Below are 21,903 nucleotides of genomic sequence, written 5' to 3' on the forward strand. Positions count from 1 at the left end.
CGGCAGAAAAAGCCTCACAAAAAAGAGCTCCACTTCCATCACTCACGCAAGAGACCTTTACGTTTTCTCACTCCTGCAAGGTTTCCAAAACCTTGCAGGTGTCTTATTTTTAATCGCCAAGTTTATCATTTATACCTACAAGGTTTTAGAAACCTTGCAGGAACGTCCTAAACTTTATATTTCCTTATATCACTTATATGGTTTTAAAATATTTTTAATTTCCAGTAAAAGTATAAGTCTGCCCTGCTTTCATATTCACATCGTAAATATTATAATTTGGCAATTGTACTTTAGGCAATTTTGCTTCATTAGAAATAATCGGTTTCTTCACTTCCACATCATAAAACAACGGATTCGGATTCTTCCCTTTTGCTTTTTTAAGCGAAGAGCCTTTCAAAATATTTTCTACTTTCAACCTACAATTTCCTCCAATTTTCGAATATATTTTCAACACCGAAACTTTATTGTTTTTCCAAGTCATATCAATTACAAATCCGCCTCTTGCAACCAAGCCTTTAATGCTTCCGTCTTTCCAGACAGTTGGCAAAGCAGGTAATAAATGAATCGCATCTTCCTGACTCTGAATCAGCATTTCGGCAAAACCAGCTGTGCATCCAAAATTACCATCGATTTGAAAAGGCTGATGCGCGTCTAACATATTCGGATAAGTTCCGCCACCTTTTCTTTGATCTGCTGTTACCAAATGTAATTGGTCCTGAATCAATTTATAAGCATGATTTCCGTCTAACAATCTCGCCCATAAATTCACTTTCCATCCCATTGACCAACCTGTAGATTCATCTGTTCTATAAATCAGCGACTGTTTAGCAGCCTCAAATAATTCAGGTGTTTTTATCGGTGAAATCTGATTACTTGGATACAATCCGTACAAATGCGAAACGTGTCTATGATTATCTTTTGGGTTATCCCAATCGTCCTGCCATTCCTGCAACTGATTGTGTTTACCCACTTTCATTGGAGGCATTTTTGCCAAAGCATCACTTACTTTTTTCACATAAACAGCATCAGGAGAAACCAAAGCCGAAGCTTCAATTACATGCGTAAACAAATCAAAAACCAACTGATTATCCATTGTAGTTCCCGATGCAATTGTTGCTTTTCCTGTTCCGCCTGCGTGCGTGTTTTCAGGCGAACTTGACGGAACAACCACTAAATATTTTGTGTTTGGATCTATAACCATAAAATCCAAAAAGAAATCAGCAGCGTCTTTCATAATTGGATAAATTTCTGCTAGATATTTTTTATCTCCTGTATATAAATATCTTTCCCATAAATCTTGGCAAACCCAAGCACCACCAGTCGGCCACATTCCTGAGGCAGCTGAATCTACCGGAGCAGTTACGCGCCATATATCAGTGTTGTGATGTAAAACCCAACCATTTGCATTGTACATCGTTCTAGCTGTTTCTGCACCAGTTACAGCCAACTCTTTTGCCATTTGCACAAAAGGTTCATGCATTTCCTGCAAATTGGTTACTTGTGCCGGCCAGTAATTCATTTCGGCATTGATGTTGGTCGTGTATTTACTGTCCCAAGGCGGAGTCACCATATCATTCCAGATTCCTTGTAAATTAGCGGGTTGTCCGCCTGGCTGTGAACTCGAAATTAAAAGATAACGTCCAAACTGGAAATACAAACTCGCCAATTGCGGATCAAATTGTTTAGAGAAATCTCGGATTCTTTCGTTTGTTGGCTTTTTAACTAAATCATTTGAACCTAAATTTAGAGACACTCTGCTGAAGAATTTTTGGTAATAATCAACATGTGCTTTCTTTATAGTTTCAAAATCTTTTGGTTCCGCTTTAGCCAAATAGTCTTTACTTTTTGCAATTTCATCTCCCGAAATATCCTGATAGTTTTTGAAGTTCGTAGCAATCGAAATGTATAAAGTCACTTCATCGGCTTTGTTGATGCTTAAAACGCCGTTGTTGGCATCAATTTCGCCACCTTTGTTTTTAGCTGTAAGTCTTCCTTGAAATTTTACTTTTCCTTTTACACCTTCAAAGTTAGTTCCAACTCCCGAAAGTATAATCTGGTTACCTTCTGTTGAAGCGACTGTTTTATCAATAGGACTGTTCATGAAAACATTACAGGTAATCTGTCCCGGCTGACTTGCAGAAAGTTTTACTACAATTACCTGATCTGAAAACGCGGTTAAAATTTCTCTTGTAAATTCAATACCATTTACTTTGTATTTTACTTTCGCCGTAGCGTTGCTAATATCTAAATCTCTGTAATAATCGGTATATTTTTGATGTCCGTTGAATGAAATATAAACGCTTCCAAAAGTCTGATATGGCATTCCGTCATTGGTTTGCGACATAATATCTTTCGTAGCCAAATCTTGTGCTTCTTCAAATTTTCCATCAAAAATTAACTGTCTTACTTTTGGCAAAGCTTCTATTGATTTTGAATGCGCATTGCTGTTTGGAGAGCCTGCCCAAATTGTTTCTTCGTTCAATTGCAAACGTTCTACCGCTGGATCTCCAAAGACCATTGCGCCTAAACGTCCATTGCCTAAAGGCAAAGCTTCGTTCCAGATGGATGCAGGTTTATCGTACCATAATTTTAGGTCACTTTGTGCTGTTGCAGTAAAGGAAAAAATTCCAAAACAAATAGCCGTTATTTTACTTTTTAACTTCATAGTATATTTTTTTTTCGCCACGAATTCACGAATTTTCTCTAATTATTCTTTGTGTTTTATTTCTCTAATTTTGACCAAAAGTGTTAATTCGAGTAATTTGACACAAAAATTGCGTTTCGTATATAAAAATAATTCGTGAATTCGTGGCTATTTCTTAGCTCAATAAATGTTTTTTTTCGCCACGAATTCACGAATTTGCTCTAATTATTCTTTGTGTTTTATTTCTCTAATTTTTACCGAAAAGGTTAATTCGAGTAATGTCAGGTAAAAAATGCATATCGTTTATAAAAAATAATTCGTGAATTGCTTCGCCTGTTCGCTATCGCTCGGGTCGTGACTATCACTTTTTAACCTCGTAAACTTTCAGATTTTTTTCTCCAAACATTTCATATAATTTGTTGATGTCTTTCAAAGCATTTTTCGGCAATTTTTCTCCTTTATCTCCAAAAACCAACAACTTCTCTTTCGGCTCAATTACACAAGTCGATTCGTCGATTTCACCTTTATCGTTCTTCACTTTATTCAAATCCAAATCTAAATATTTCGCCATAAACGGATACAAAGCCATACGTTTCGAGATTCCGAAATCATGACCTTCTTTTGCAAAATGAGCATTCTCAACTAAATCTTTCTTTCCGTACAATTCATATGTTCTTTGGATAAAAGGAAATTCCAATTCTGGAACTGCCAATGTCCAGTCTTTTCCGTCAGAAACAATCAATTGCGGTTTTGGAGCCATCATTGCAGAGATTTCGGCATTATTTGTTCCGTTTCCACATAAGTGAATTCCACGACCACTTTCGCATGGACAACCGCCTGAGAAATGAGAAGAAACCATCACAACTGGAGCTGAAACTTTTACTCTGTCATCAATTGCTGCTAAAAACATCGTGTGAGATCCTCCGCCAGAACCACCTGTAATTCCAACTCTAGACATATCAGCATTTTTTACCGTTGCTAAATAATCCAATAAACGAATTCCAGTTAAAACCTGAACTGTCGATGCAATGCTGTTTCTGTGTGTCTCTTCTGGGAATTGTAGTAACGATTCTCCCCAAGCAAATAAATCGTAACCTACCACAATTGCTCCCATTTTTGCCATCATAGCACAACGGTACTGCTCATCTTTTCTATATCTTCCATCACCAAAATGTCCGTCAGGAGTTAAAATAACTGCTGCTTTTTTATTTAACGGATACGGTTTGTAAATCGATCCTGTCGCATAAACACCAGGTAAAATTTCTAATGCAATATTTTCGACACTGTAATCTTTGTAAATTCTCTTTGGAGTTAAAAGTGGCTTAGATTTCGGTGTAGGGGGCGCCTTATCCAAACCAAATGATGCAATCATACAAGCTTTTAACTCCGTTTTACGTTTTTCCCATTCTTCTTTGGTCGAATAAAGGCTTTCTAAGTAAAACAAGCGTTCTTTTCCTTTATCTACCGAAACTTTATGGTTTTCATACTTGCGTATAATGTAGGTTCCATCGGGTTGTTTAAAATACATCAATTCAAACGGTGCTAAAATATTAGTCAGCGAAAGCGCTAAATTTCCAGGTTCAATTCTCCAATCGGCATAATCCAGTTCTTTTCCTTTTAATAAACCTCTGTCGTCGTTGATCGTTACGTTAAAAAGAGTTTCTATTTTTTTCAGTGTTTCTGATACTGGCTTTCTAAAATTAGTGTCAGAAGTGTTTTGTGCATTGGCAAATGTCAAAGCAAAAATGGAAACTAAGAAGATGTATTTTATTTTTTTCATTTTAATATTGTTGTGTGTTGGTACACGGATGAAACGGATTTACTTCGTAAAGACGCGGATTAAAACGGATTTTCTTTTTCCTAAAAACAAATAAAGAAATCCGTGTAAATCCGTGTTTTCGCGATAGCGAATCTGCGTCATCCGCGTTTCATTATATTGTGCATTCGATTGTATAAATTCCTGAACCCAATTCCAAAACAGGCTTTTGCACTTTTTCATCAAAACCTACCTTAAATCTTTTACCATCCATTTTTATTTCTGAATTTTTAGCAACCGGCAATTTTACTGTCGCAGTTGTATTAACCGGAATCTGAACTGTCAAAATAAATTTGCCGTCTTTCTTTTCCCAAGAAGAAGCAATTTTTCCGTAAACTGATTGATAGTCCGCTTTCGCGAAAGTCATATCGCCAACCACTTCCGGCTGAATAAAGAAATGCTTGAATCCCGGTTTCTCAGGATCGGACATAATTCCGGCTAAACTTTGGTAAAACCATTCTTCAATTTGACCTAACATAAAATGATTCCACGAATTTCCCTTTCTCGGATCCCATTGTTCGGTTAAAGTGGTCAAGCCAAATTTAATCTGAAAACCATAACCCGGCGCATCGTAATGATTGTGCATTCTGTACATCGTTTCGTTTTCGCCGTTTCTTGCCAAAGTCTGGAATAAATAACGATTTCCAACATCTCCCGTGGTCAAACGATCTCCTTTTTCTTTTATATCAGCTAATAAATTCTGCATTACAGCTTCTTTATACTGCGGTTCTACAATATCCATAAAAATCGGAACGGCATTACTAAACTGACTACTTGTTCCATATTGTTTGGTTTCTTCGTTGAAAAATTCTTTGTTGAAAGCCATTTTAATCTCAGAAGCCAACGTATTATATTTCTCAAAATCTTCGGTTTTACCTAATAATTTTGATGCTTTTGCTACTAAATAAGCGCCATAATAGTAATGAGAAGTCGCAGAAAGCGCAATAGGACTGTTTTTAGAATATCCCGCTGGATGCGTTCCGTAATCGTACCAATCGCCTAATCCGTGTGAAACGATATGGTTTGTTGCTTTCGTTCCTAAATAATCCACATAATTCTTCATTACAGGAAAATATTTCTCTAACAATGAAGCATCTCCGTAATATTCATAATACATCCAAGGCAAGATTACGCCCGTTACACCCCATTCTGGAGAATCGGTAAAATCACCTCCAAAAATTACATATTCAGGAACTATTGTCGGAATTAAACCATTTTCTCTTTGCGAATCAGAAATATTCTGCATCGTTGCAGGAATGAAATTCTGAAGGTTATAATTGAACATCAACCCCGGACCGTTTAACTGAATTTCTTCAAGCCATCCTAGTTTTTCACGTTGTGGACAATCGGTAAAAACACTTTGGAAATTACTTTTGATCGAATTATTTATCAATTCGTGTGTTTTATTGAAAATCTCATTGGAACATGAAAAACTTCCCGCTTCTCCAGCCGAATTGTAAATGAAATTCGATTTTAAATCAACCAATGTTGGAAGATCTTTATTCTTATCTTCTTTATAATTAATGTTTTCAATTTGAACATATTGATAACCATAGAAACTGAATTTTGGCGTCCATTCTTCTGTTCCGTCTCCTTTTAAAGTGTAATCATAATAATAAGGTTTCCCAGATCTTCCCTGCGCTATTGTGCCTTCTTCATTCAAACCTTCAGCAACCCAAACACGAATTGTTTGCCCTTTTTTCCCTTTTACTTTTATAGTTGGAAATCCTGAAAGATTCTGCCCCATATCAAACACGTAGAAATTAGGTTTTAGTTCTTTTACGGATTTCACTTCGTATTGTTTCTGAATCGTAACTGGCGGTGCAGTCTGTGGTCTTAAAACTCCTTTTGGTGCTTCCTGAATGACTACTTTTTTCCAATCTCTATCTTTGAAACCTTTTCTATTCCAGCCTCTTTGTTCTAAGTTAGCATTGTAATCTTCTCCTCCAAAAATGCTATTATACGTAATCGGACTTTTGCTGTATTTCCAAGATCCATCTGATTTTATAATTTCTTCTGATCCGTCATTATACTTGATTTTCATTTTAAAGAATAAAGTTGACGGACCAAAACTTACGAAGAATTTGGTATATCTTTCTGCAAGCGTATTGTACATTCCGTTTCCTAAAAGAACGCCAATTACATTATCTCCTTTTTGAAATTCTTTCGCGCTTAATTCGTAAACATTGTAATTAACCGTTTTATCGTAATCCGTCCACAAAGGTGCAAATTGGCTATTACCCACTTTTTTTCCGTTGATCGTTAATTCGTAATGTCCTAAACCTGAAATATAAACTACAGCTTCTTTGACTGCTTTTTCTATTTCGAAAGGCTTTCGCAACATGATACTTCTACGTGCCAAAGAATCGGATGCATTGATAAACGAGTTCTTTTTTTCTCTGTTGAAAGTGGCTGTGTGGTAGTTTCTTCCTTCCGGTAAATGACTATCAGCCTTTGTAATAGCTCCAATCCAAATTGGGTTTAAATCTGATTCTATCGGCGCCGTTCTGAAAGTAGCTGTTTTGCTCCATTTAGAAACTTTCCCTGATTGATTCCAAACCTTAACTTTCCAGAAATATTTGGTTTCGCTTTTTAATGGTTTTCCATTATAAACAATATGCAGATTTTTATCGGTATTTACTCTTCCGGTATTCCAAATATCTCCGTCGTCATTGTTCAGTTTTTCTTCTGATGAAGCAACCAAAATAAGAAACGCCACTTGTGAGGCATCGGATTCTTTTGAAACCAATTGCCAGCTTAATCTTGGCTGATTCTGAACTACTGCTAATGGATTTTCAGCCATTTCCGTTGTTAAACGTACAGGTAAAATTTGTCCATTTGAAATGAAAGTGATTAAAAAGCTAAATCCTAATAATATGTTTTTGAAATTCTTCATTCTAACTTTTAAAATTGAACGCTGATAAAACGGATTCGCTATCGCGAAGACGCTAATTCGCACGGATTTTTTTATTTGTTTTACTTAAAAAAAAAAATATCCGTTTTTATCCGCGTTTTTACGAAGTAAATCCGTTTCATCCGCGTTCCATAATTTTTACAACTTTTTAGTTACCAAAGATTCGATATTGAATACTGCCTCTGGAATTAATTTTCCTGTTTGAGGCAGGTCGTCGTAATCGTCTGTGTCTGGTGCTGTGTCCGGATCTGGCGAATGTCTTTGCTCTCCTGTGCGGAACATGATTCGTTCAAAACCATCTGTTGGCGCATAAAATATCTTTGTTGATTCTTTTCCATCGTTTACTTTTATAGTGTATTGACGGTTTTTAGCATCTAATTTAACTGTAATTTTATATGCTTTATTTGCTTCGTACTTTGTAACCGAACTCAAACGCGCACCATTTTTTACCTTTAATTCTCCATCCGAATCAAAAATCAATCTTACTGAAGGCAGACCTTGTTTGTTTTGAAATTCAATCTGTAATAAACCGTGATTATTTTGCTCTGGTTTAACTGTGAAAACGGCTTCCATTTTTGAAGCAAAAGGAATAACTCTTTCGGCACGAGAATAATCAAAATAATCCTGATCTCTCAACGTCAGCCATTTTTTACCATCGGCTTTCTTTTCGATTTTGGTTGATGCCCACGAAAGATCGTAGGTATTCCATAATTTTAATTCTTGTCCGTCAGGAAGATTATTGAAAACGTCATTTATATTTTCTGTCACAACCGAAGTAACAGGAACCGGAATCGATGCCACCCAAATATCCTCTTTGTTCATGCTGTACCCCACCCAAATTTTCCCGTCTGGCGGAGTTCCGTTCTTTTCTGTTATTCCGCGAACATATTGAGGACCTGCCGATTTGTAGTTTCCGCCGTAACGCATCGGACTTACTTCTCCGTGAACCAATAATAAATCTTTATAATTTAAACCGTCGTCACTTGTAGAAATTGCCAATGGCCAACGGTATTCTGACGGATTGTAAAGCGTCGCATAACGATTGTCTGACGTTTTTTGTCCCCAGATTTTAGCATTGCTGTTTACAAATCCCGGAGCACGCAATGGCATATAATCCCACGATTTTCCTCCGTCCTTACTAATAGAAGTTAAAGCGTGTTTCCATAAACCGACTACATTTCCGTTTGGCAAATGGTAATAACTAAAGGCTTTATATGGTTTCTGTAGCGGAATCAATTCATCGTCACGATCGGCTTCTTCTACCCATTGCTGTAAAACCAATGGTTCTGATAAGATTTCTTCACAAGCCTTTTTCAAACCTTTATCTTTTGATGCGGTATAAAATGGGAATTTTGATTTCGATTTGTCCCAAGTTTTGTTGTATCTAATGAAATAAATTTCGCCGAAACTTCCGTCTTTCTTGATTTCACGGATTACACGACCAATTCCTTTTCCATCGTTTGGATCGTCTTTTTCATCCATTGCGATTCCGTAATACGCTAATGCAAAAAGTCGGTTGTCTTTAGACGTATAAAACCCCATTCTTTGGTGCATAATGGCATCCAGATTTTTGGCAACGCCTTCAACTCCTTCTTTCTTCCATCCGTCAGGAATTCTATAAATTGGGAAAATCACTTCTGGTTTAGTCCACGTTACACCGTCTTTAGAAGTCATTAATAAAGTTTGACTTGGCGGAATATGTTCGCCCGAAGGATCGCTTAAATAATGCAGATAAAAGGTATTATTCCAATACGCCATCATCGGCTGATGGTTATAAGTCCATCCAAAACCATCTGCTTTTTCTGGGTGCTCACGGCTGGCACGCATAATTTGTGTAGCGTGGACTCCAACCGCTGGACTCAACTGTCCGTGATGGTAATCGATATTTGAAAGTGTTTTGCCAACATAACGCACAGTGTCGTTCTGCGCATTTACAGTTGCGCAAGCCAAAAGAATTGTAGCTGTTGTAATTATGTTGGTTTTTATGTTTTGGAAAGTAAGCATTGTTTATGTTTTCTAATTAAACCTGACAGGTTTTAAAAACCTGTCAGGTTTGCGTTGAATTTATTTCTTCTCAATTAATCCTTTTAAAACGTCTGCAGAGATTGTTGTAATCGTTCCGTGTTTGTGTCCTTCTGGAAGACTTATTTTGGAGGAAACATCTTCAAAATGAACAAAATCTGTTGTACTTAACGCTTTATAATTTTTTGAACCGTAATTATCATAATACAACAACCAGTTTTTACCGACTTTCACTACTGTCGGGCCTTCTGACAAATATTCTGTCAACGGTTTTGAAGGTTTTTCAAACGGTCCCAAAGGAGATTTCCCAAAAGCTACTTTTATATTTCGCATGGGTCTTGTATTGTCTTTCAAAACCAAAACATAATCTTTCTTTCCTTTTTTGACAATCACACAATCAATTACACTGAAACCTGGATCGTAATATAATTTTGTATCTGAAAACGTTTTGAAATCCTTAGTCGTTACATAATACATTCTGTGGTTGTTTTTCTCTTCTTCCACTCCTTTTGGATATCTAAACGGAATTGTTGATGCCCAAATGATTATGTATTCTTTTTTTACATCATCATAAAAAATCTCCGGTGCCCAAACGTTTACGACTTCTGGTTCGCTTTTCATCACGGGAATGTATTGCTGTTCTGACCAATGAATCAAATCTTTTGAACTTGCGTAGCCAAAACCATTTCCGCCTTTCCAATCGGTTGTCCAAACCATGTGATACGTTCCGTCTGCTCCTTTTGTGATTGACGGATCCCGCATGATTTTACTGGCTCCAATTTCTGGTTTTAGAAATGATCCTTCCAATCCTTTCCAGTTGTAACCGTCTTCGCTGTATGCCAAATACAAACCTTCTGTTGCGGGTTCTCTAAATGATGTAAAAAGATATAAATCTTTCTTTTTTTGCGAATAACTAATCGCGAAAAGTGAAAGAGTTACTATGATGAATATTTTTTTCATGATATAAAATTGAACACTAATTTCACGAATTAGCACGAATTAAATTGGTGTAAATTCGTGAAATCTGTGTTATTATAATCTATTCTGTAATTGCTTTTCTATCTAAAGAAGCTCCTTTTTTGATTTTCGTTGTTACGTTGTTTAAAACATTGTTTTTCAAGAAAATATTTTTAGTTTCTTTTCCATCAGCCTCGATAAAAATATCGGTTGGATTGAATGGAAAATTATTGTTGATCAACGTATTTGAAACATTATCTAATTTGATAACGGGAACTCCTTTTATGGCCATTGAAGATCCAACATTGTCTAAAATAATATTTTTTGAATCTGATATTTTGAAAGAGGATCCAACAGTTGCATTCACTTTTACATCATGAAATTCAACATCTGTCGCCGTACTTACTGTAAAACCTTCTTTTCCGTCCATATTGATGTTTGAGAAAGTGATGTTTTGAATTGGCATTTCTGTAATTCCAAGTATCTGCCCAGCTTTATTTACATTTGAAGCTGTAATATTACTCATGTGAATGTTTCTGAAAATCGGTGTTTTCTCTGTAACAGGTTCAACTGTAGTTCCTTTATCGTAGAAAAGGCTCAAAACGATTGCTTCTTCTTTGATGTTTTTCATGACGATATTATCGACACGAATATCTTCTACAACACCGCCTCTTCCACGTGCTGACTTGATACGGATTCCGCGATCTGTTCCATCAAAAACACAGTTGCATATTGTGATTTTTTTAATTCCGCCCGACATTTCGCTTCCAATAACCACTCCGCCGTGACCGCTCAACATGGTGCAATTTGTAATGGTAACATTTTCTGTTGCTTTTCCATATTTACGTCCGTCTCCGTCTCTTCCTGATTTGATCGTGATGCAATCATCTCCAACACTGATATGGCAATTTGAAATGTGAACATTGGTACAAGAAGAAGGATTGATTCCGTCTGTATTTGGCGAATGTGGATTAAAAATTGAAATTCCGGTAACGGTTACATTATCACAAAATTCTGGGTTGATTGTCCAGAAAGGTGAGTTTTTAAAGGTTACACCTTCAATTAAAATATTTTTGCAGTTGTAAGCTTGGAAAAAAGATGGTCTGAATAACTTCTTATCAACCGTTCTTTTATAATAAGGTTCTGTGTAAAGGCCTTTGTTTTGCTCTTCCCACATGGTTTGATATTTTGTTGGAGGAAGCGGTTCTTTTGCTGTTTCTATTCGATACACTTCGTTCCACCATGCTTTTCCTTGTCCGTCGATTACGCCTCTTCCTGTAATGATGATATTTTCTGCATCTTTTGCATAAAATAAAGGTTGGAAACTTTTCATGACAATTCCTTCGTAACGCATTTCTACATACGGAAGAAAATCATCGAAGTTCTCTGAAAACTTTAAAAGTGCTCCAGAATCTAAGTGAATCGTAATATTGCTTCTTAGTGTTAAAGCTCCTGTTAAATATTCTCCCGCAGGGAAAAAAATAGTTCCTCCGCCGTTTTTAGAAGCTTTTTCAATGGCATTCTGAATGGCTTGTGTACATTTTATTCCTTTGTTGTTTCCGCCTTCGTTTAGGATATTCAGCCAGCCATCGTTTGCGAAAGTGGTGTTTAATCCGGTTATAAAGCAGAGTATTATAAGTATGTTTTTCATAGTTGTGTTTTTTTCTTTTGCCACTCCCGATAGCTATCGGGATAAAATGATAAGCACAGATTTTTTAGCTCATTTTTTGTCATTCCGAGGAACGAGGAATCTCACTAGAAACTCCGTAAAGCAACTCTCCAATCTTTGTCGAGTTTCGTGTGTGATCCTTCCTTCGTCAGGATGACAAGATTACGTGTAAATGCTATTGTTTAAACCGACAGGTTTTAAAAACCTGTCAGGTTTCTAAACTCTTATCTTACTTCGATCTCAAAATCAAAACCCAATCATTACCATCTTCTTTTTTACCTTCTGGTTGAAAATTTTGAGTTCCTTTGTTATCAAATGATCCGATTTTAGTTTTCTTGCCATTTCTTGGATTGTACCAACTTGCTTCGAATTTGTCTCCTGAAATTTTTCCTAGTTTAACTTCTATTATTCTTCCGTTGTAAGTATATAGCAAAGCGTATTTTTCTCCTCTTATGGCTGGAATATAATCGTATTTCTGACCTTGATTAACCACTAAAGAAACATCTGGAACTCCTTCTAAAAATGGCACTTCTTCCATTAATTTCTTAATATAAACCATCTGCTTTGCTCCAGGCGTGTTGATCGCTGATGTCCATAATTCTTTGTTTCCGTAAGCTGGTTTGTCGCCTTTTCTGAACATTTGCATTACAGCGTTGTGCCCGTATGTGTATCCTGCTCCGCCTGATAAAACCGACCAATATCCGTAACGACGAACATCGCTTGCTGTCCATTTTGGCTGTAGAGTGTCGTGTAAACCGTGTGGAATTCCTTCGTATGATGGTTCTCCGTCAAGTGTTGGTTTTGTTGGTTTTAATTCGAAATCTCTTAGAACAAATTTGTAATTGTCTTCTTTGAAATTCGTTTTTATAGAATCTTGATCGTATCTTCTGTGTCCAGATTGGAACATATTAAAATCCAACCATTTTTCGTTGTGGAAATTCTCTGAAGAATCAGTTCTTCCAAACGGGTGAAAAGTCACTAACTGATTCGGATTGTTGGTTTTTAGAGTATTCCCGATTGCGTTCCAGATATCCTGAAATTCGTTCCCATGTGTATCTCCACCATTTAACCAAATTACATTGGTTCTGTTTTTATATCTGTCGGCTAAGAATTTAGCGTAAACTGTTGCTTGTTCTTTGCTTACTTTATTTCCTTTTGAAACATTTGTTCCCCAAACCGGAACCATTGCAACGTAAATTCCGTTTTTCTGAGCTACATCTAAAGTGTAATCTACGTGATCCCAGTAATCGTATTGCTTTGCATCTTTGAAATCATTTCCTGCCGTGATCAAAGGTTTTGAAACGTCTTCGTTTATCAAAGCCGGATCGCCATAAACATTAACAGCATTGATGTTGTGCAAAACCATTACCTGAACGACATTAAATCCTTTGTCTTTTCGGTCTTTGAAATATTTCTCAATTCCTGCTCTGTCCAGTTTTCCGAATGCCAGCCAGCCTGTGTCGCCTAACCAGAAAAATGGTTTTTCGTTTTCGGTTACAAAATAATGCTGATTTTTAGATACTTTGATTTCAGGCAGAGATGCTTTTGTTTTGGCAGATTGCGAAAATCCGCTTTGTGCTGTCAACATAAAGCTTATACAAAGAGCGTATAAAGATTTAATTTTCAGATTCATTTTGGGTTGTTTTTGAATTTATCTTTTTTGGTTTTTAGCCACGAATTCACGAATTATTTTTTTTATAATCTTTGTGTTTTTTATTTCACGCAGATTTTACTGATTTTGGCAGATTTACGCAGATCTAAATTTTATAAAATCTGCTGAATCTGCTTAAATCTGTGTGAAATTTTTCTCTCGCAGATTTGAGAAATTAAGCAGATTTAATACTTCTCAAAATTAATTCGTGAATTCGTGGCTATTAAAACTTTTATTTTTTTACTACAAAAAGCACTTTTTCTTTTATTTCGGCTTGTGGAATCGTTATTTGTTTTCCTCCACTGATGTTGGCTTTTTTGGTTATATTTCCTGTTGAAGCATTGATTGCAAATACTTCAAATGTTCCTTTTTCGTTTGCTAAATCGATTGTGATATCTTGATCGTTTTTGAAATAAAAAAGATAGCTTTTTCCTTTGTTTTCTAATTTCCAAAGATTGTCTGAAAACGTATTTCCGTCAACTAATTTCATTTCGCTTAAAGCGGAATAAAACTGAGGCAATTCGATTTTCGGAATGTTTGGCAATGAAGCTCCCGCCATTAAAGCAGGCCATCCGAATCTTGAAGAACCGTCTGTTGAATATAAAATAACTTTTTCAGGATATTTTTCTCGGTATTCACGAACGGCGCGATATACCTGATTATCCGTTTCTTTTCCAGTTTTCAGTTTTCTAGCGTGCTGTCTTGGTGCTAAATTTACGCCTCCTTGCGGTGCATAAGCTGAGCCGTCTTCTTTGTAATACCAATAACGAATATCGATTACATCAACGGTTTTATTTCTTTTAACATCATTTAAAATAGCATCCTGAACGTCTTTTGTCGCACTTAAACCAATTAATCCTTTTTTGCCCGTTTCGTCTTTCCATTTTTGAGCTTGGTCTAACCAAAATTCCATAAAATGTAACGGACCTGTATATTCGGCACTTGTTAACTGAATTACATTACTGTTTTCCTGAAAGTTTTCGAATGATCTTCTGATGAAACCTTCATGTAATTTTCTTCTTTGAGCATTGGTAATATCGTAAAACTGCTCCGCCATAAAAATACGTTTGTCTCCTGCATAAGGCGGTGGCTCAGGAAATCCTGTACTGTTGATATTATTTGCTGAACGCCAAGGTGAACTTGCCCAGTGCGCTCCGGCTTCTAAAATGTTGTGCTGAAAATATTGCTGATTGATTAACAGTTGTCCGTTTGGTTCTGCTAATGTTGCAAACTGAGCTAAACGGCTCCAATACCAATCGTTGAACTTTGTTAAATCGTATTTGCTTAAATGATCCCAAGCAAAATCTTTTCCGCTTCTTGCGAAAGGCTGTTCGTAAAACGGTGGCCAAACATCGTCATCAATTCGGCGTACGCGTTCATGATCGTCCATTCTTCTGTCGTACCATAAACCGTAATTGTGCTCTAAGGCAACGATATTATTTTTAGTTAAATAATCTACTGTTTCTTGCACTTTATCAGTCAATCCGTTTCCTGTTCTTCCTGGAACAAAACGAGTGATATGTGGTGTTGATTTGTTTACGAAATCATCGCTTAAATCCCCTCTCCACCAAGCAACGTTAGTTTGTTTTCCTGCGATTACTTTTCCTTCAAAAGTTAACCAGCCATTTTCTGTAGTTACTTTAGAAGTTGATTTTTCTGTTTTATTTGATGCAACTTTTAAATCGTTTGCATTTTTTAAACCTTTACTGTCTGTATTAATCGGATTTGCTTTTGAAGCTTCTGCAATCAATTCTTGTAAACTTTTTGCCGTTGTAGCAGCGTTTTTAGTCAATTCTGCAGCAACTTCTACACTCGGACTTGAAGAAGCTTCAGAACCTAAATCATAGATAAATGGCTGAACTGGAAGTTTTCCTAATCTAGCTTCTAACTGCGTATAGAATAAACTTCTTGGACTGATATGTTCGTTTACGTTTTTCCAGTGTCCGTTTCCACCAAATTGTCCCCAAACTCCAAAAGCCCAGTTCTGTGCTGTTGGCGGACTATAACATTCTACTTTTGAAGCTGATGATTCCCAGATTACAGAATTAGCAGCTGTCCATCCTGCGCCTCTTCCACCTTGTTCTCTGTTGTTATAGCTTAATGCTTTTCCGTCGATATTGGCAATGTCAAATAAAACTCCAGTAGCCCAACTCCCGATTGCGCCACTGTTTTCGAATGGCAAATGCGATTCGCATTGTACGAAAGCATTTGGTCCAGTTGTTCCGAATCCGCCTACAGCGAAATCATGATATCCAAATTCTGAATAACAGCGTTGGAAAAGGGTCTGCTGACCTTCGGTATAAAAAGTATGTCTTCTAAATGAAGCTATTTCAGAAATTGGTTCAGTTGCAATACAATCTTCAACTGTAACTTGCTGACTTGTTTTTAAAATCGTAACAGCTCCGCCCGCAAAGTGTTTAAAATTAACTTGTTTTACCCAAGCATTTCTAGCGCTTTCAATGCTGATTGCTTGCCAACGATGTTCTTCGTCTTTTAAGTTTGAAGGATTGTAAGTTGATTTAATTAAGATATTTTCAATTCCAGTATTTTCAATTCTTCCCTGCCAAGAATAAACCGTTACTTTTGAAGTTCCAAAAACATCATCTAAAGACATTGTAATTGGAGCGTTTACCGTTACTTCGTTTCCGTTTATTTTGGTTACGACACGATTCCAAGTTGTCGTCCAATCACCTTTTTTCCATCCGATCCAAGAAGTTTCTCCACCGAAATCTTGCATGTTTACTTCTTTAATGAAATTATCCGTTAAAGGTTTGCTGATTTCGATTTCATCGCCAACTTTTAATTTTGAAGTGTTTTTTAACTGAATTTTCTGCGTTCCAAGTGGTGTGTAAGCGTTTGCAAATTCAAATGAATCTTTATACACTTTATCGTTTACGCCTAAAATTCTAATTAAAGCTTCTCTTTCTAATCCTGTTCCTAAAAGTACAGTTCCATTTTCGGCATTACCGCTTCCTCTTAAAACAACTCCCGATTTTCTAATGTATAATGTTCCGCTGATTTTGAAAGTTCCTTTGTCTAACAACACTGCTCCACGAAAACCTGATTTATCTGGTTTTAATGCACTGACATAATCAATTGCATTTTGGATTTTCTGCGTTGCATCTTCTTCTTGTTTCGAAACAAAAATTTTGTTGTCTAGATTCGGAATGGCAACTTCAGAGTTTCTATATCCTGCAAAAGAAAAATCTGGGATTTGGTTTCCTTGATTATCGGTTGTGAAAGAAAGTTTTCCTTCTTTGGTTTTGATAATGTCTGGGAAATTGTTTTGGGCTGTAATGTTTCCGCTAATACACAAAGCAATACACATTAAAGAAAATGTGTTTTTGAAAGAAGAAACGATATTTTTTAATTGATCGAAATTCACTTTTTTTCTTAATTTAAATTTCAGAGTTTAGATTCTTAAAATTAACCTTTTAAGGAACAATAAATTTATAAAATCCTATTTTCTCCAATCTTGTCATTTCGACGAAGGAGACCCGAGCGATAGCGAACGGATGAAATAAATCTTCGTTGCTAAATCGACAAAGATTGATATACTTTGCGGAGTTTCTTGTGGAGATTTGCTTCGCCAATTCGCTATCGCTCGGGTCTCCTTCGTCGAAATGACAAACTAGATGGATATTCTTTGTGTGCTTAAACCTGACAGGTTTTAAAAACCTGTCAGGTTTGCTTTGAGAATACTTACCTACTGCAACAATGATTTCAGCTTCGCTAAAGTATCCGTATTGTTTTCCGTTTTCGTCCAATCTGTTTTGCTATTTGGATCGATTCCATTAAAATATTTTTCGATGTTGGTATATCCGTCTCCATTTGCATCTTTATTGGCATCTGAAGCATCGTTTGGATTTAAACCATATTTTTTCTCCCAAGCATCTGGAATTCCATCATTGTCTGAATCTTTATAGGCTTTTCCTTTGTAAGTTGGATATCCGCCAACTTGATCTGGGTGTGTAATGATTCCTTTTTTATAAGAGTCAGCTGGTAATCTTCTTTTGATATATTCTTTTCCGATATTATTTTCTAAACCGTCTTTTACTTCGATTTTTCCAGTTTTAACCTGCTTAATAATTCTTTCGTCAACTGCATCTCTTTTCGGAATTGTTGCTCCAACATTCGTCAAAACAAAATCGTAAGCTTCTTCTGCCGACATGATATTAAACTTTGGCATTGAAAAAGGTTTTGGCTGTTTGATTGCCGCTAAAAATGCTGCCGTTTCCGCTTCTGGAAGATTTTCCAATTGTACTCCACCATTCCAGTTATCCGCTGTAACTTCAGGTGAACCAACAATAAAGTTTCCTGAAACATAGGCTCTTCCGTATTGTTTTGGTTCAATATATCCTGATTCTGGTTTTACGATTCTATGTGCAATAGGCTCGTTTTGTGGCGTTATTGGTCCAGGTTTGAAATAATTGTTGATGATGTTTAACATCGAACGATAATCACCACCATCAAGTGTACGATTCCACCAATTAAATACTACGTTATTCACAAAATTAAAGTCGCCATACATTCCGATAGAAGCATTTCTAGAAATGTTGTCGGCCCATAAGTTGCGCATAAAAGTACTATTCAATCCGCCGATTGTACTTCCGAAGGCATGATTATACGTGTCTAAACCTTCTGACGAAATCGTGTTTTGAATCGTGATATTACAAGCCGGAAGTTTTTCTAATTTCGATTTTGCATTAGCAGCAAACTGATGTCTGTATAATGAAATATTTTCGTCTAATCCCCAGCTTACCGAACAGTGATCTACGATGATATTTCCCATTGGATTTCCACCCAACGCATCGTCTCTTCTCGCAACTTCAGTTTCCCCGCGTCTGAAACGCATGTGTCTGATGATAACGTCGTGTGTGTCTATTTCTAAAGTTTCTCCCGCAATACAAATTCCGTCACCCGGAGCAGTTTGCCCAGCGATAGTTACGTAAGGCGCACGCATGCTGATTCTCTTTTTTAAGCGGATAATTCCTGAAACATTGAAAACAATTGTTCTTGCTCCAACAGCTTCACAGGCTTCACGGAAAGTTCCTTTTCCACTGTCTTCTAAACTTGTCACGACAAATATTTTTCCGCCACGACCGCCTTGTGTATATGCGCCACCGCCTTCAGCACCTGGAAAAGCAGGAATATCAGCAAAAACAAAATCTTTTGGATAAGAAGCCCAAGGTAAATAAGGTTTTCCTTGTTTTGCTTCTTCTTTTATTACATGAAGATTAGCATTCCAGATTTCGCTTAACCTTTTTTCTTCATCAGCTAAAACCGCATCCGCTTTTGCTTGAACATCTTTAGGAATTACAGGATATTGGGCATACGCCGATGACATAAGCGAACAAAATGACAAAGTCATGAATGTTCTTTTTAAAGTACGGTTGGGAAAAATATTTTGCATTTGAATTGTGTGGTCTAGTTAATAGTAGTTAGTTTTTAAGAGATTATTCTTTTGCAGTAGAATCTTTTGTTTTGTTTTTCTCTCTTTGTTCAACACGTTCGTGCCAATCTTTGCTTTCTTTATTTAGATCATAACCTTGTTTTGATAAATAGTTGTTGATTCTCCCTTTGTATTTACCAAACCAGCCATGTTTTTCTTTAGAAGAACCTGCGTCCATTGCATGTTCTCTGGCTTCAACTAAAGCTTTGTAGATATAATCTTTTTGTTCTGCTGTTAAATTTGGAAGCATGTCGTTGTAACCTGCCACTGTAATTGGAAGCACACCATAAGTCATTCCGTCTTTAACCTCAGTGATTTTGTCTTCTGATAATTCTTTACTTAATTTTTTGATGTAAGATTTATGCAGTTTTGCAATTGATTCGTCTGCCTTTGCTTTCAGTTTATCAATTTTCTCGTTTTGCTTTTCTTTTGCTAAAGAGGTGTCTTCTTTTACTTTTTTAATTTCAGCATCTCTTCCATCTTGAATTTCAGTTAAATCTCTGAATTGCTGCGCGATGATATTTGAAACTGCTTTTTCTTTTGCTTCGTTTTTCAAATCTAATTTGGTAACGATTTTTGCAGCTCTTTCGTTAGTAACTTTTACATATTCAGGATCTAAATGCTGTTGCGCATTTAAAGTTGAAAAGGCAAAAACCAGCGATAATAAACCTGCATTTAATTTATTTAGTGCCATTGTCTTTCTTTTTTTAGTTATTTTTTAACTCAATCATAAGGCCAACGGCCTTTAAGCAACACCATAGGATAAAATCCTATGACTCACAATTCATATAGACATAGCCCTGAAAGGGCGTAAGTCTTTACAAGCAGCACACCATTAATTGCTTTCGCCCTTTCAGGGCTTTTTCTTTCATTTTATACATAGGACGTTGTCCTATGTTAGTGCTTTGAGCCCTTCAGGCTCTTTTTTAAAAACATTCTTGTTTACTATGAAACAAGAATGTTTCAAAAATTGTTTCTTATTTTAAATCTAATAAAGGTCTAACTAATGTTTCTTTGTTATTAGCCAAATCTTTCCAATCCACTTTTATTGCAGGATTTACACCATTGATATAATCTTCAATGTTAGAATAACCATCTCCGTTCAAATCTCCTTGTGCGTCAGATGGGTCGTTCGGGTTTAAACCGTATTTTTTCTCCCATGCATCCGGCATTCCGTCTTTGTCTGTATCTACATAAGGTTTTCCTTTATATTCAGGATATCCTCCAACTTGCGAAATATCAGTGATAATTCCTTTTTTATAAGAATCCATCGGTAAACGTCTGTGTTCGAATTGGTAGAAGGTCTTTTTCTCTAATCCTTTTGCATATTCTGGAACTCCAGTTTTTACCGTTCTTACGATTCTTTCGTCAACTTTATCTCTAATTGGAAGCGTTGCCCCAACATTTTTAAGTACAAATTCATAAGACTCTTCAGCAGTCATAAATTTGTTGAACCAAGGCATTGGGAAAGGTTTAACTGCTTTCATTTTAGCAAAGTATTCTTTTGCTTCATCGTAAGTCATTAATTCCCCTTTTTTATTTTCTAACTGAATTCCACCATCCCAGTTGTCTTTAGTTACTTTTTCGTTTCCATTTACAACATTTCCGTTTACATAAGCACGACCAAAAACCATATAAGGTAATTTACTTCTTCCTGATTCTGGTTTTAAGATTCTGTAGCTAATTGGCTGTGTTAAATCGGTTACTGGACCTGGTTTGTAGAAATTGTTGATGATGTTGTAGTTTGCAGTGTAATCTCCACCATCTGTAGATCTGTTGTACCAATTGAAAACTACGTTGTTTACAAAATTAAAAATTCCATTCCACCCAATAGAAGGGTTTCTTCCTGCATTGTTAGCCCACATGTTTCTCATGAAAGAACAATTTTCTCCACCTAAAGTACTTCCAAAAGCGTGATTATAAGTATCTAAAGCTTCTCCGAATAAACTATTTTGGATGGTAATATTTACTGTTCCCACTTTGATGTCTGGATAACCTGGTCCCGGATTGTACATGTGTCTGTAAATTGACATATTTTCGTCTAATCCCCAAGTTGCAGAAACGTGGTCGATCATGATATTTCCAACAGGATTTCCTCCAATAGCGTCATCACGACGACCTACGAAAGTTTCTCCACGACGGAAACGTACGTGTCTAATAATTACATCATGCGTATCAATCCAAGTTGATTCTCCTGCAATACAAACACCATCACCAGGAGCAGTCTGACCTGCAATCGTAATGTAAGGTGCACGAATAATCAACGGACTTTTTAATCTAATAATTCCAGCAACATTAAATACCACTATTCTCGCTCCCCCTTGCTCGCAAGCTTCACGCAATGTTCCTGGTCCACGGTCTTCAAGACTTGTTACTGTGTAAACTTTTCCACCACGACCCCCAAATGTGTACATTCCTCCACCTTCAGCACCTGGGAAAGCAGGAATTTCTGCCTGTGGTAAATCAGTTGGTCTTGCTGCCCACGGAATGTAAGGTTTTCCATGTTTTGCTTCTTCTTCAATAACAACTAAAGCTTTTGTCCAAGCTTCATCAGAAAGTCTTTGAGCTTCTTCTTTGATAGCTTTTTCCTGAGCCTGAACTTCTGGACTTATCTTAGGATATTGAGCAAAACATTTTGCACTTCCTAAAAAAAGCAGAGATGATGCGATAAATAATGCGGAATTTTTCATGTTAATTTCTAGTTGTGGTAATTCTTTTTAAACAAATCACCTGTATCTTTTGACGAATACAGGTGAAAAGCTTGATATAAAATTCTGT

General features: G+C 36.5%; 11 protein-coding genes. All 11 read right to left on the bottom strand.

What is annotated here, in order from left to right; all coding sequences use genetic code 11:
• Positions 1-214: 214 nt before the first annotated feature.
• Complete coding sequence (locus DM397_RS06455; protein WP_111376748.1) at positions 215-2,665, bottom strand: glycoside hydrolase family 95 protein; 2,451 nt, start codon at positions 2,663-2,665, stop codon at positions 215-217.
• Between the two features lie 340 nt (positions 2,666-3,005).
• On the bottom strand, positions 3,006-4,424 hold the full coding sequence (locus DM397_RS06460; RefSeq protein ID WP_111376749.1) for an alpha/beta hydrolase family protein: 1,419 nt from the start codon (positions 4,422-4,424) through the stop codon (positions 3,006-3,008).
• 151 nt (positions 4,425-4,575) lie between these two features.
• Entirely contained in the window at positions 4,576-7,356 is a 2,781-nt protein-coding gene (locus DM397_RS06465) for a glycoside hydrolase family 78 protein (protein ID WP_111376750.1), read from the bottom strand.
• Positions 7,357-7,512: 156 nt separating this feature from the next.
• Positions 7,513-9,378: a sialidase/neuraminidase family protein gene (locus tag DM397_RS06470; protein WP_111376751.1), complete on the bottom strand. Its 1,866-nt coding sequence runs from the start codon at positions 9,376-9,378 to the stop codon at positions 7,513-7,515.
• A 60-nt stretch (positions 9,379-9,438) separates the two neighbouring features.
• A complete protein-coding gene (locus DM397_RS06475; protein ID WP_111376752.1) occupies positions 9,439-10,356 on the bottom strand; it encodes a glycoside hydrolase family 43 protein in 918 nt (305 codons plus the stop codon).
• Between the two features lie 79 nt (positions 10,357-10,435).
• Positions 10,436-12,004, bottom strand: a complete 1,569-nt coding sequence (locus DM397_RS06480) for a glycoside hydrolase family 28 protein (RefSeq protein ID WP_111376825.1) — start codon at positions 12,002-12,004, stop codon at positions 10,436-10,438.
• A gap of 247 nt (positions 12,005-12,251) precedes the next feature.
• Positions 12,252-13,655, bottom strand: a complete 1,404-nt coding sequence (locus DM397_RS06485) for a glycoside hydrolase family 140 protein (protein WP_111376753.1) — start codon at positions 13,653-13,655, stop codon at positions 12,252-12,254.
• A 250-nt stretch (positions 13,656-13,905) separates the two neighbouring features.
• Complete coding sequence (locus tag DM397_RS06490) at positions 13,906-17,058, bottom strand: DUF6298 domain-containing protein (protein WP_167511673.1); 3,153 nt, start codon at positions 17,056-17,058, stop codon at positions 13,906-13,908.
• A gap of 321 nt (positions 17,059-17,379) precedes the next feature.
• Positions 17,380-19,086: a polysaccharide lyase gene (locus tag DM397_RS06495; RefSeq protein ID WP_111376754.1), complete on the bottom strand. Its 1,707-nt coding sequence runs from the start codon at positions 19,084-19,086 to the stop codon at positions 17,380-17,382.
• A gap of 43 nt (positions 19,087-19,129) precedes the next feature.
• Complete coding sequence (locus tag DM397_RS06500) at positions 19,130-19,819, bottom strand: DUF3826 domain-containing protein (RefSeq protein WP_111376755.1); 690 nt, start codon at positions 19,817-19,819, stop codon at positions 19,130-19,132.
• Positions 19,820-20,102: 283 nt separating this feature from the next.
• A complete protein-coding gene (locus DM397_RS06505; RefSeq protein ID WP_111376756.1) occupies positions 20,103-21,815 on the bottom strand; it encodes a polysaccharide lyase in 1,713 nt (570 codons plus the stop codon).
• Positions 21,816-21,903: the final 88 nt, after the last annotated feature.

It is taken from the genome of Flavobacterium nitrogenifigens, from assembly GCF_003254565.1.
GTDB classification, from domain to species: Bacteria; Bacteroidota; Bacteroidia; order Flavobacteriales; family Flavobacteriaceae; genus Flavobacterium; species Flavobacterium nitrogenifigens.